Below are 12,807 nucleotides of genomic sequence, written 5' to 3' on the forward strand. Positions count from 1 at the left end.
TGTGTCCTTTCCTTATTCCCAACGTTTGGGGTGCGGCGCCGTCGCCGACGCCGTACCCCTAAACGTCAAGGAAATTGTCAGCGCTTCTGCTTGACGATCTGTTCCTGGTCGACGGACTCGGCATCCAGAGCGTCGTGCTCTTCGTGACCTGCGGCGACCAGCTGGTCGTCGCCCTGGCCGAAGAAGCCGGCCTTGAAGTCAGCAATGGCCGCCTTCATGGCGTCGACGGTCTCGTCTTCCAGCTTGCCGGTCTGAGCCAGAACGGTCAGAACCTCGGTGCGGTGACGCAGGTAGTCGATGAACTCGCGCTCGAAGCGCAGCACGTCTTCCACCGGAACATCGTCCAGGTAGCCGTTGGTGCCGGCCCACACGGAGACAACCTGATCCTCGACGGCGTACGGCTGGTACTGGCCCTGCTTCAGCAGTTCCATCAGACGTGCACCACGGGTCAGCTGCTGCTTGGAAGCGGCATCCAGGTCCGAAGCGAACATGGCGAAAGCCTGCATGTCGCGGTACTGAGCCAGTTCCAGCTTCAGGGTACCGGAGACCTTCTTCATGGCCTTGACCTGTGCGGCGCCACCCACGCGGGAAACCGAAACACCCACGTCGACAGCTGGGCGCTGGTTGGCGTTGAACAGGTCCGACTGCAGGAAGATCTGGCCGTCGGTGATCGAGATGACGTTGGTCGGAATGAAGGCCGAGACGTCGTTCGCCTTGGTTTCGATGATCGGCAGACCGGTCATCGAACCTGCGCCCAGCTCGTCCGAAACCTTGGCGCAACGCTCAAGCAGACGGGAGTGCAGGTAGAAGACGTCGCCCGGGTAAGCTTCGCGTCCTGGCGGACGGCGCAGCAACAGCGACACGGCGCGGTAGGCTTCAGCCTGCTTCGACAGGTCATCGAACACGATCAGAACGTGCTTGCCACCGTACATCCAGTGCTGGCCGATGGCCGAGCCTGCGTATGGTGCCAGGTACTTGAAGCCGGCAGGGTCGGATGCCGGGGAGGCCACGATCGTGGTGTACTCCAGGGCGCCCTGCTCTTCGAGGGTCTGGCGCACGGCTGCGATGGTCGAAGCCTTCTGGCCCACTGCAACGTAGATGCAGCGAACCTGCTTGGTCTGGTCGCCGGTGGCCCAGTTGGCGCGCTGGTTCAGAATGGCGTCGACGGCGATAGCGGTCTTGCCGGTCTGGCGGTCGCCAATGATCAGCTGACGCTGGCCACGGCCGATCGGGATCATGGCGTCGATGGCCTTGATGCCGGTCTGCAGCGGTTCGTGAACCGACTTACGCTCGGTCACGCCTGGTGCCTGGAGTTCCAGTGCACGGCGGCCCTCGGACTCGATCGGGCCCAGGTTGTCCAGTGGCTCACCCAGCGGGTCAACCACGCGGCCCATGAAGCCGTCGCCGACTGGAACCGAGAGAATCTCGCCAGTGCGCTCGACCTTCTGGCCCTCTTCGATGCCGGTGAAGTCACCGAGCACCACGACGCCGATTTCACGGGTGTCGAGGTTCTGGGCCAGGCCCAGGGTGCCGTCTTCGAACTTCAGCAGCTCGTTGGCCATGACGGAAGGAAGACCTTCCACCTTGGCGATGCCGTCGCTTGCTGCGACAACGCGTCCCACCTCGGTGCGCTCTGCCTTACCCGGTTCGTAGGAAGATGCGAACTCGTTTAGGGCATTACGGACGTCGTCGGCATTGATGGTCAAATCGGCCATCTGCAGTCCCTGCTCTCCTAAATTGTGATCCACCCAAAATCATTGGTGGATCGATGTGAATGAAGTCTGTGTTGGTCCCGGCGAGCCGGAACTTTTGCCAGGGGCACAGCCCCTGGCAAAAGTTCTAGCCGGCCAGGGCGCGGCGCAACTCGGCCACACGAGATGCCACGGAAGCGTCGACAACTTCGTCGCCCACCTTGACTACCAGGCCGCCGATCAGCGACGGATCGGTAGTGACGTTGAGCTTCAGCTGGCGACCGTAAACCTTGTTCAAGCTGGTCTCCAGGCGCTCAAGCTGAGCCTCGGAAAGCTTCACAGTGCTGGTCACCGAGGCGATCCAACGCTGCTGGCGCTTGGCCACAAGCTCAACGAAACGCTCAATCAGAGCAATGGGCTTCAGCCCGCGAGGGGCCGAAATTGCCTGGGAGATCAACACCTGCGCGGTCCGCGACGCGTTGGGCACGAGTTTGAGCGCCAGAGCGCTCTTTGCCTCGGCTGGGGCCTGCGCATCATCCAACGCACGCTGCAGTTCGTGGTTAGAACGAACTACCTCGATGAAGGAGAACAGATCCTGCTCCAGCTTGGCCAGCCCCGAAGCGCCGTCCTGCTGCTCGGCCACTGCGGTCACCGCAGTGACAGCCAGCGTTTCGAGCGCATCGCTAATGTCGCGTTCCGAGCTCCAGCGAGTGGAAGCCAGCTGGGCGACGGTGGACTCGGCGTCAGCCGAAACCTTTCCGCGCAGCAGCTGTGCCAACAGGCTTGCCTTCTCGGCAGCTTCACGGGCCGGATCAGTCAATGCTCGGCGAAGACCGGCATTTGCATCCAGTACTTCCAGGACCGCGAACAGTTCCTTCGGCAGCTCCAAAGATGCCAGTGCCAACTTGGGTTCCAGGAACTCCAAAGCCTTTGCCAATGACTCGCTCGATACACTTGCCATTAGTTCGATGCACCTGCGTTCTGCTGAGCTTCCAAATCGTTCAGGAACTGATCAACCACGCGCTGGGCACGGGCATCGTCCTTCAGAGCTTCGTCAACAATCTTGCTTGCAAGTTCGGTGGCCAAAGCGCCCACGTCGGTGCGAAGCGACGACAGAGCGGCGGTGCGCTCGGCCGAGATCTGACGCTGAGCCTGCTCGCTGATGCGAGTAGCCTCGTCGGTTGCCTTGGTCTTCAGATCCTCGAGGATCTGAGCACCTTCGCTGCGAGCTTCCTCGCGGATGCGGTTAGCCTCGGTGCGAGCTTCCAGAAGCTGGGCCTTGTACTGTGCCAAGGTCTCCTCTGCTTCCTTCTGTGCTGCCTCGGCCTTCTCCAGGCCACCTTCGATCGCGGTGACGCGATCTTCGTAGGACTGCTCGAACTTCGGAGCAATCACCTTGATGACGATGAACAGAAGGACCGCGAAACCAACACCCGTGACGAGAATTTCCCACGGATTTGGCATCAGCGGATTGACCGATTCGCCCGCAGCGAGGATGAAGTCAGTGCTATTCATACTCACCATTCCTTATCTATTAGTTTCCACTTGTGTGTACGCCTCGCGATAGTGGCGAGGCCACTACAGCCGGGAAAGACTTACTTGATAACGAAGGCGAAAACCAGGCCCAGGATGGCCAGTGCTTCAGCAAGTGCGAAGCCGAGCATAGCGATTGGCTGCAGGATGCGCTGTGCTTCTGGCTGACGTGCAACGCCGTTGATGTAAGCAGCGAAGATCAGACCAACGCCGATAGCCGAACCAATTGCTGCCAGACCGTAACCGATCATATTCAGGGAGCCGCTCATGCGATTATTCCTTTCAAGATACCGTGCTTCTTGCCGGTAGGTTGTGAGGTTTTCCTTGAATCAATCAAGGAAGAACTATTGGGTTTGAGTAAAGAAGAAATGGCCTTAGTGGGCGTCGGCTTCAAGCGCGCCTTGGATGTAGATCGCGGTCAGCAGCGTAAACACGAACGCCTGCAGAACCATGATCAACAATTCGAGGAAGTACATAGCTACCGAACCGGCGATGACCAGAACACCAACACCATTCAGTGCCAGCGATTCCTGAACGACGATCAAGTGGCGTGCACCTGAGGCTGCCAGCATCACGATGATGTGGCCTGCCAGCATCGTTGCCATGAGACGCAGCGAGTGCGTCAGTGGGCGGACGATAAAGTTCGAAATGATTTCCAAAGGCACCAGCAGGATCAGCATCACCGGGCTCACGCCCGCTGGAGTAACTGCCAGCTTGAAGTAACGAATACCGTGATTCTTCAGACCTACGGCAATCCAGGTGCCGTAGATGATGATTGCCATTGCGTATGCAGAGCCAGCGTGTGAGAACGATGGAAGCTGCAGGAACGGGATGGCACCGAAGAGGTTATTCAGCAAGACGAAGAAGAACGTCGCGAACAGCAGCGGAATCCAAGGACGGAAGTTCTTTTCGCCGATGATGTCGCGGCCGATGCCGTTACGCACGAAGGCGTAGCCGGACTCAGCGAGGTACTGCATCTTGCCTGGAACCAATTTAGGGTTCTTGATAGCTGCGGTGAAGAACCAAGAGATAAGCACGATCGACAGGACGATCATGAGCATCTGCTTGCCGAAACCCGTACCGTACTCAGCCATCCACGGGAAAATCTCCGGGAGGTGGGTATCGGATACGGTTGGCGGGACAAATCCGCCTTCTTCTGAGGCCATTGGGAGCGCAAACGCGAACAACGCGCTGTCCTCTCTGCAGTAACGGTCACGGGCAAAAGGCGGTGACTGGCGGTAACTGCCTTTCACCGTGTGAAGAAAAGATCAAACGGGTACTTCTCACAGCTGTCGCCGGTAGCATCAACTCTGATAAGTGCGACCCCGGGTTTCCCCGAGGATGTTTCCGATTCGTCCGCAGGCAATTAAGCGCACGGCCGAAAATGACCCGTTAGTAAGCTTATCAAACTCACAGCATCTCTCTGACATAAGCGTCAGAGCTCTTAGCCCTATTCCTCGTTATAGATGGCAAGGCGAGCCTTCATGAAGGCTCGGACCTCGCCGACCTGCCAGGCAACAAGGGATACGGCTGCAGCGAGTACGAAAGCCTGACGATCAACCCAAGCGGGCAATCCCAGGCTCAACAGAACGAAGGCGACGCCGAACACCTTGATGACGAATGTCGCCAAGAACGCGGGCATGGCCCACGAGCGGCGGATTCGTCCTGCAGCTTCAGCGATCAGAATGCCAATAGCGAAAAAGCCAATAACCACACCGGCGGCAAAAGCGCCGGATAACGCGTACTCAAGATCGGCAAGCAGCCAAGAAATCAGGAAAAAGGCTGCGGTCGCGATGATCGAGTACACCATTGACAGGCCCAGAATCGGCAACCAGATGGACTTCGATCCAGACGAAGCACTGACGCGGGCAGAACCAGAAGCCAAGTCCGCATCCTTCCTTCGTCTAAATCGATGATCCATGGTGCACCTATCGATGCTGATGAAACTCAAAACCCCCTGCGAACGAAACTGTTCCGGGAGAAGATCCATATTGAATTCTACACGAGATAGAAACAGTTTGTGGGAGGCGGCGGCATGATACCCGAATTGGCTACTTGGACAACTTCTTGCGTAGCGCACCCAACCGGTCGACCACCAGTGGTTTCCATGTGGCAAGTCCCACACCGATAAACAGCAAGATGACGATCGGAACCATCAGAACGACGGGGATGAACGCGATCGAGACCACCGATACGGCGATGAAGCCGGCCCACAGGTACAGCAGGATCACCGCACGGCGCACCGAGTGACCCTGCGCGAGCATCTTGTGGTGGATGTGCTTGGCGTCCGGCGAAAAGGGTGAGCGTTTGTTGGCCAGCCGGCGCAGCACCGAGAGCACAAGGTCCAGTACTGGTAGGAAGACGATCACCATCGGCAGCAACATCGGCATGTAGGCCGGGATGTTGCGGAAGCGCTGGGCTTCCAAGCCCTGCACGTCACCGGTCACCGCGATCGTGGCCACCGAGAGGATCATGCCGATGGCCAGCACGCCGCTCTCCCCCATGAAGATGTTCGCGGGGTTGAAGTTGTGCGGCAGGAAGCCCAGGCACGCGCCCAGCAGCAGGGAGCACAAAAGCGCACCCATGTTGGCGTAGTCGTCGGCGCTGACGTGCGTGGCCAGCACATAGGAGTAGACGAAGAACGTGGCCGCGCCGATGGCCGCGAGCCCGGCGGCCAGCCCGTCGAGCCCGTCGGAGAAGTTGATCGCGTTCATCGTGAGCACGATCAGGAAGATGGTGATGGCGATCTGGATCCAGGTGTGCTCGATTTGCCAGGAACCCACGGGCAGCGACTGGATCACGATTCCGTGCCCGGCGATGATCCCACCCACCAGGACTTGGCCGCTGGCCTTGATCCACCAGCGCAGATCGAACATGTCGTCGGCGAGCCCCAGGATGAGGATCACCAGCAGCGCCAGCACGATGCCGGTGATGGGTTCGGTGTTCCCGAAGACCCCGCGGAAGAAGCTGAGCTGGCTGGCCAGCCCGAGCCCGAGCGCGAACGCGGCGATGATCGCCACGCCGCCGAACTTCACGATCGGCTTCTCGTGCTGGTCGCGGGCACGGACCTTCTGGTTGCCGGTGAACCTCTCGCCCACCGAGCGTACGATGGGGGTAAGCAGGAAGGAGACCGCGAAACTGAACGCGATCAGCAGGACGTAGCTTCTCATGCGCCCTGGCCGGAGTCGTCCTGTCCCAAGTCGAGAATGGCGGGGACGACCACGCGCAGCTCCTCGATGGAGATGGCGCCGGAGCGCACGACCTGCAGCCGCGCGCCGGTGCAGTCCACGATGGTCGAGGGCAGGGTCTCGGCGTCGTCCTGTGCGGCACGCGAGCCGCCGTCCAGGTACACGTCCACCGAATCGCCCAGCTGGGCCACGGCCTCGTCGGCGGTGGTGGCGGCCGGGTTGCCGGTGCGGTTGGCGGAGGAGACGGCCAGCGGACCGGTGGCGGCCAGCAGCTCCAGGGCGGTTTCATCGTTCGGGACGCGCAGCGCCACGGTGCCGCGGGTCTCCCCCAGGTCCCAGGTCAGCGAGGGCTGCGCCTGCAGGATCAGGGTCAGTCCCCCGGGCCAGAAGGCCTCGGCGAGCTTGCGGGCCTCGTCAGGGATGTCACGGGCCAGCCCGTCCATGGTGGCGGCCTGGGCGATCAGCACCGGCGGCGGCATGGTGCGGCTGCGGCCCTTGGCCGCCAGCAGCATCGCCACGCCCTGCGCGCTGAACGCGTCGGCGCCGATCCCGTAGACCGTATCGGTAGGCAGGACGATGCAGCGCTGGGCCGACAGCGCGGTGCGCGCCGCCTCGATGCCTGCAGCGTGTTCCTGCTCGTTGCTGACCAAAAATCGTGTGCTCACGGGATCATTCTTTCATGTGGGGTGGTGGGTGGGTAGTTCAGCGCGGCGCGCGGCCGCTGGTCGAGCGCGGGCGCCCGGACAGGTCCGGGTGCCCGGCGACGGCCGTGAAACCAGCGTCGCGCAGCAGCTGGGCGGCGGAATCCTGCTGCACCTCGGCGTGCTCCATGACGAACAGTCCCCCGGGGCGCAGCAGGCGCAGCGCCTCGGCGGCGATGGCGCGCGGGATCTGCAGCCCGTCCTCGCCCAGCCCGTAGAGGGCCATCTGCGGGTCGTGGTCGCGCACCTCTGGTTCGCGCGGCACCGCATTGGGCGGGATGTAGGGCGGGTTGGAGATCACCAGGTCCATGCTGCCGTGCAATGGCGCCGGCAGCGCGGAGGCGTCGCGGTGCAGCACCGTGACGCCCAGCGGCTCGCAGTTGGCCCGAGTGTAGCCGATGGCGTCCTCGGAGAGCTCCACGGCCCACACGGAGGCCTGCGGGACCTCGCTGGCCAGCGCGGCGGCGATGGCCCCGGAACCGGAGCACAGGTCCGCGCAGCGGGGGGCCGCAAGCCCTTGCTCGGCCAGGAAGTCCAGGCCCAGCTGGACCACGGTCTCGGTTTCCGGGCGCGGCGAGAACACTCCGGGCCCGACCTTCAGGGTCAGGTAGCGGAAGTGGCCTTCGCCGGTCAGGTGCTGCAGCGGGATGCGCGCGGCGCGGCGTTCGAGCAGCGCGGCGTACTGCGTGAACTGCGGCTCGGAGAAGGAATCCCCGCGCAGTTCGCGCAGCTTCAGCTCGGAGCGCTCGATGCCCAGCACGTGGCAGGCCAGCAGGTCGGCGTCGACCGCGGGGCTGGGCACGCCGGCTGCGGCGAGCTGTCCCAGCGCGGCGCGGCGCACGGCGGACAGCTCGCGGACGGGTAGCGGATTCTCCACGGGTGCGCGGGCGCCTGCTACTCGCCCAGCGCCGCCAGGCGCTCTTCCTCGTCCATCTGGATGCAGGATTCGATGACCGGCTCCAGGTCGCCGTCCATCACCGCGTCCAGGTTGTAGGCCTTGTACCCGGTGCGGTGGTCCGCGATGCGGTTTTCCGGGTAGTTGTAGGTGCGGATGCGCTCGGAGCGGTCCATGGTGCGGATCTGGCTGGCGCGCACGGCGGAGTTCTCTGCGTCGATGATCTCCTGCTGGTGGGCCAGCAGGCGCGAGCGCAGCACGCGCATGGCGGCTTCGCGGTTCTGGATCTGCGACTTCTCGTTCTGCATGGCGACCACGATGCCGGTAGGCAGGTGGGTGATGCGCACGGCGGAATCGGTGGTGTTCACCGACTGGCCGCCGGGGCCCGAGGAGCGGTAGACGTCGATCTTCAGGTCGTTGGCGTGGATGTCCACTTCTTCGGGCTCGTCGACCTCTGGCAGCACCAGCACGCCGGCGGCCGAGGTGTGGATGCGGCCCTGGGATTCGGTGACCGGCACGCGCTGTACGCGGTGCACGCCGCCCTCGAACTTCAGGTGGGCGTAGACGCCCTCTGCCGGGTCGCTGGACTTGCCCTTGATCGCGACCTGGGCATCCTTGTAGCCGCCGAGGTCGGACTCGTTGTAGGAGATCATCTCGACCTTCCAGCCCTTGTGCTCCGCGTAGCGGGTGTACATGCGCAGCAGGTCCGCGGCGAACAGGGCGGCCTCGTCGCCGCCCTCGCCGCCCTTGACCTCGAGGATCACATCGCGCGCGTCGTTCTCGTCGCGCGGGATCAGCAGGCGGCGCAGCTTCTCCTCCAGTTCGGGCAGCTGCGCGGTGAGGGTTTCGACCTCTTCGGCGAAGTCCGGATCTTCGTCGGCCATTTCCTTGGCGGCTTCCAAGTCCTCGGTGGCGCTGTTCCACTTGTTGTAGGCCTCGACGATGCCGTTCAGCTGCGCGGAGCGGCGGCCGAGCTTGCGGGCCACTGACTGGTCGGCGTAGACGGACGGGTCGGAGAGCTTCGCCTGAATCTCGGCGTGCTCCTCAAGTAGCGACTTGACGGATTCAAACATGGGGCTGCTCTTCCTTTGTTCTGCGCGGCTCTGGCCAGCGGCCACGAAGGGCCGGGTTAAATTCTATGTCTTAAGCGCCATGGTAGGTGACGCGCCGATGGCGTCCAGCCGGCCGGACAGGTGCCGGCCGGCTGGACGCCATGGGTTTTTGAACGCTAGTGCTTGTCCGGTGTGGTCTTGTTCACCAGCATCAGGAATTCTGCGTTGGACTGGGTCTCGCGGATCTTGCCGGTGAGAACCTCCAGCGCCTGCTGCGGATCGATGCCCGAGAGCATGCGGCGCAGGCGCCACATGATGCGCACCTCTTCGGCGCTCATCAGCTGCTCTTCGCGGCGGGTGGAGGACGCGTTGACGTCGACCGCCGGGAAGATGCGCTTCTCGGCCAGCTGGCGCGACAGGCGCAGCTCCATGTTGCCGGTGCCCTTGAACTCCTCGAAGATGACCTCGTCCATCTTGGATCCGGTCTCCACCAGGGCGGTGGCCAGGATGGTCAGCGAGCCGCCGTTCTCGATGTTGCGGGCGGCGCCGAAGAAGCGCTTGGGCGGGTACAGCGCCGCGGAGTCCACGCCGCCGGACAGGATGCGGCCCGAAGCCGGGGCGGCCAGGTTGTAGGCGCGGCCCAGGCGGGTCATCGAGTCAAGCAGCACGACGACGTCCATGCCCATTTCCACCAGGCGCTTGGCGCGCTCGATGGCCAGCTCGGCCACGGTGGTGTGGTCGTCGGCCGGGCGGTCGAAGGTCGAGGCGATGACCTCGCCCTTGACGGTGCGCTGCATGTCGGTGACTTCTTCGGGACGCTCGTCCACCAGCACCATCATCAGGTGCACCTCTGGGTTGTTGGTGGTGATCGCGTTCGCGATGGACTGCAGGATCAGGGTCTTGCCGGCCTTCGGAGGCGAGACGATCAGGCCGCGCTGGCCCTTGCCGATCGGTGCGACCAGGTCGATGACGCGCGGGCCGACCAGCTTCGGATCGGTCTCCAGGCGCAGGCGCTCGGTCGGGTACAGCGGCACCAGCTTGTTGAATTCGACGCGCTCGCGGTTGTCCTCCGGCTTCTTGCCGTTCACCGAAGTCAGCTGCACCAGGGCGTTGAACTTCTGGCGCGGGTTCGGGGTCTCGCCCTCGCGCGGTGCGCGAATGGCGCCGACGATGGCGTCGCCCTTGCGCAGGTTGTACTTCTTGACCTGGCCCAGGGTGACGTAGACGTCGTTCGGGCCGGGCAGGTAGCCGGCGGTGCGGACGAATGCGTAGTTCTCCAGCACGTCCAGGATGCCGGCGATCGGCAGCAGCACGTCGTCCTCGCTCAGCTGCGGCTCGTCGTCCTCGCGGCGGCCGCGGCGGTTGCGGTTGTTCCGGTCGTTGCGATCCTGGTTGCGGTCATTGCGATCGTTGCGATCGCGGCGGTTGCCGCGCTCGCTGCGGTCGTTGTTGCGCTCACGGCGGTTGGCGTTGCGCTCATTGCGCTCGTTGCGCTCCTGGTTGCGATCGCGGCGCTCCTCCGACTGCTCGGACGCGTCCTGCTCGGAAGACTCGTTGCGGTCGCCGCCGCGGTCATTTCGGTCGTTGCCACGGTCGTTGCGGTCGTTGTTGCGCTCACGGCGGTTGCCACGCTCACGGCGGTTGCCGCGCTCGCGGCGCTCTTCGCGCTGCTCGCCGGACTTCTCCGCCTCGGCGTTCTCCGCGGCATCGGCTTCGGCCGGAGCGGTCTTGGCCTCGGCGGCCGGGGCGTCGGCATCCTGTGCCGGAGCCTCGGATGCCTGCTCTGCCTTAGCGGCGCGGGTGTTGCGGCGCTGGCGCGGTGCGCGTTCCTTGGCCGGTGCGGCGGCTTCCTCGGCCGGCGCGTCCACTGCGGCTTCGGCCTGGGCCGGTGCCTCGGTGGTCGCTGCCTTGGCGGCGTCGTCCTTGGCGGTGATCTTGCCGGAGTCGGTCACGCGGCGCGAGGTGCGGCGGGCGCGGGCCGGCTTTTCAGCCTTCGGCTCGGCGGCCTGCGGGGCCTCAGCTGCTTCCTGGGCGGGGGCTGCGTCGGCCTTCGGGGCCTCTGCAGCGGCCTTCGGTGCGCGACGGGTACGGGTGGTCTTGGCCGGCGCTTCCTTGGCGGCTGGCGCCTGGGCTGCGTCGGCCTTCGGCTCGGCGGCCTTGGCAGCTTCCGCGTCCTTGGCGGCGATCGAGCCGCCGCGCTGGTGGGAGCTGATGGCGGCGACCAGGTCGGCCTTGCGCATGCGCGATCCGCCGGTGATGCCGAGCTGCGACGCCAGCTGCTGCAGCTGGGTCATCTTCAAGGAGGCCAGGCCGGAGCTCTTGGTCTCGGAAGTCTTGGTGTCCACGCCTTCGTTGAGGCTCGTGGTTTCGGTCACGAAAATTCCTTCTGACTCGTAGGATGGGCTGCCTGCGGCAGTCCCACTGTGCCGTAAATATGAGGTGTTGCAGCCCAGAATGAGAGGCTGTTCCACCGAAAACCCGACCCGCCCTCAGGTATCACCGGTGATGGCGGGAAACTGGGTTTGAAAACTGATATCTCGACGGCACGACTGTGCATGGATGTGGGATATCAAGGGTGCTGCGAGCTGCAGGAAAAATCCGGAACGGCTGGACGGCTGCGACAGGCACGGTGCGCCGATCGCGTCCGCTTCAACACTCGCCATAAGGTTCATCATCGGGCTGGCGCCCGCATGATCCGGTCTGCCTTGAGTGCTACAGCACTTCTACTGTAACACCGTTGGCGGCCAGGCGCGGAAATTCAGCACGCCAGGAAACCGAAGATTGTGCGGAGAACTGCTCGATGAGCTCCCCTGCCAGGCGTTCCTGGGCGTCGCCGGCCACCAGCGCAAGCACTGTCGGGCCCGCCCCGGAGACCACCGCGGCCAGCTGGTGCTCGCGCAAAAGCGCGATCAGCGCGCTGCTTTCGGGCATCGAAGCGGCCCGGTAGGACTGGTGCAGGTAGTCGACGGTGCCGCCGAGCAGGTGGGACGGGTCGTTGCTCAGCGCGTGGATCAGTAGCGCGCCGGAGGCAGTGTTCGCCGCCGCATCTGCGTGGGCGATCTGCGCGGGAAGCACCCCGCGGGCCACCTCGGTGGACAGGCCGTTGGACGGGATCGCCAGCACCGCGCGGACCTGCGTGTGCACCGGGACCAGGGCGCAGCTGAAGGTCCCGCCGGCATTGGTCGCGGAAATGCTCAGCCCGCCGTAGACCGCCGGGGCGACGTTGTCCGGGTGGCCTTCCCAGGCCGCGGCGGCCTGGAAGACTGCGTCCAGTCCCCCGCGCTCGGCGGCTGGCAGCAGCGCATCGGCCGCGGCGTAGGCGGCGACGATCGCGGCGGCGGAGGAGCCCATGCCGCGGGCGTGCGGGATGTTGTTGGCCGCCTTCAGCTCGATGCCGACCGGCGCGAAGCCGCGCTGCTCCCAGTAGCGGTGCATCTCGCGGATGATCAGGTGGGATTCGTCACGCGGCAGGCTGTCGGCCCCGTCGCCGCTAATCTGCACGGTGCTCTGCGGCGCGGTGCGGATCTCCAGCCGGTCGCGGAATTCCAGCGCGAGGCCCAGCGAGTCGAACCCGGGGCCCAGGTTGGCGGTGGTGGCGGGCGGGGCGACGACCAGGTGCTGGCCCAGGGCGATCTGCTGCATGGGTTCCTTCGAGGTGGTGAGCTTCAGGTGGTGAGCTAGGGGTGATGAGTGCGGAGGGGCGCCGGAACGCGCAGCGGCCCGCCACGGCCGCACCTGGTGCCGGTG

At 64.3% G+C, this 12,807-nt stretch carries 12 protein-coding genes; all 12 read right to left on the reverse strand.

Going from position 1 to position 12,807, the window contains the following annotated elements; genetic code table 11:
- Positions 1 to 77: 77 nt before the first annotated feature.
- Positions 78 to 1,715, reverse strand: coding sequence for a F0F1 ATP synthase subunit alpha (atpA, locus tag ATC04_RS11800; RefSeq protein WP_047118749.1), 1,638 nt, complete (start codon positions 1,713 to 1,715; stop codon positions 78 to 80).
- Between the two features lie 124 nt (positions 1,716 to 1,839).
- Positions 1,840 to 2,652 (reverse strand): F0F1 ATP synthase subunit delta, encoded by an 813-nt coding sequence (locus ATC04_RS11805; protein WP_047118748.1) that lies wholly within the window; start codon positions 2,650 to 2,652, stop codon positions 1,840 to 1,842.
- Entirely contained in the window at positions 2,652 to 3,206 is a 555-nt protein-coding gene (locus ATC04_RS11810; RefSeq protein ID WP_047118747.1) for a F0F1 ATP synthase subunit B, read from the reverse strand. Before ATC04_RS11810 ends, ATC04_RS11805 begins: the two co-directional genes overlap by 1 nt.
- A gap of 80 nt (positions 3,207 to 3,286) precedes the next feature.
- Positions 3,287 to 3,493, reverse strand: a complete 207-nt coding sequence (locus ATC04_RS11815; RefSeq protein ID WP_022876338.1) for an ATP synthase subunit C — start codon at positions 3,491 to 3,493, stop codon at positions 3,287 to 3,289.
- A gap of 105 nt (positions 3,494 to 3,598) precedes the next feature.
- Positions 3,599 to 4,390: a F0F1 ATP synthase subunit A gene (gene atpB / locus ATC04_RS11820; RefSeq protein ID WP_082123843.1), complete on the reverse strand. Its 792-nt coding sequence runs from the start codon at positions 4,388 to 4,390 to the stop codon at positions 3,599 to 3,601.
- A 284-nt stretch (positions 4,391 to 4,674) separates the two neighbouring features.
- Positions 4,675 to 5,109 carry a hypothetical protein gene (locus ATC04_RS11825; protein ID WP_047120647.1) on the reverse strand — a complete coding sequence of 145 codons (435 nt, stop codon included), beginning with the start codon at positions 5,107 to 5,109 and terminating at the stop codon, positions 4,675 to 4,677.
- A gap of 166 nt (positions 5,110 to 5,275) precedes the next feature.
- A complete protein-coding gene (locus tag ATC04_RS11830; RefSeq protein WP_047118745.1) occupies positions 5,276 to 6,394 on the reverse strand; it encodes an MraY family glycosyltransferase in 1,119 nt (372 codons plus the stop codon).
- Positions 6,391 to 7,077, reverse strand: coding sequence for an L-threonylcarbamoyladenylate synthase (locus tag ATC04_RS11835; RefSeq protein ID WP_047118744.1), 687 nt, complete (start codon positions 7,075 to 7,077; stop codon positions 6,391 to 6,393). Before ATC04_RS11835 ends, ATC04_RS11830 begins: the two co-directional genes overlap by 4 nt.
- A gap of 37 nt (positions 7,078 to 7,114) precedes the next feature.
- Positions 7,115 to 7,990: a peptide chain release factor N(5)-glutamine methyltransferase gene (prmC, locus tag ATC04_RS11840; RefSeq protein ID WP_047118743.1), complete on the reverse strand. Its 876-nt coding sequence runs from the start codon at positions 7,988 to 7,990 to the stop codon at positions 7,115 to 7,117.
- A 17-nt stretch (positions 7,991 to 8,007) separates the two neighbouring features.
- Positions 8,008 to 9,081, reverse strand: coding sequence for a peptide chain release factor 1 (gene prfA, locus ATC04_RS11845; RefSeq protein ID WP_047118742.1), 1,074 nt, complete (start codon positions 9,079 to 9,081; stop codon positions 8,008 to 8,010).
- Positions 9,082 to 9,236: 155 nt separating this feature from the next.
- A complete protein-coding gene (gene rho / locus ATC04_RS11850) occupies positions 9,237 to 11,435 on the reverse strand; it encodes a transcription termination factor Rho (RefSeq protein WP_047118741.1) in 2,199 nt (732 codons plus the stop codon).
- A 337-nt stretch (positions 11,436 to 11,772) separates the two neighbouring features.
- A complete protein-coding gene (thrB, locus tag ATC04_RS11855; RefSeq protein ID WP_047118740.1) occupies positions 11,773 to 12,702 on the reverse strand; it encodes a homoserine kinase in 930 nt (309 codons plus the stop codon).
- Between the last annotated feature and the right edge of the window lie 105 nt (positions 12,703 to 12,807).

The organism is Arthrobacter sp. YC-RL1 (assembly GCF_001454985.1).
Lineage (GTDB): Bacteria > Actinomycetota > Actinomycetes > Actinomycetales > Micrococcaceae > Glutamicibacter > Glutamicibacter soli.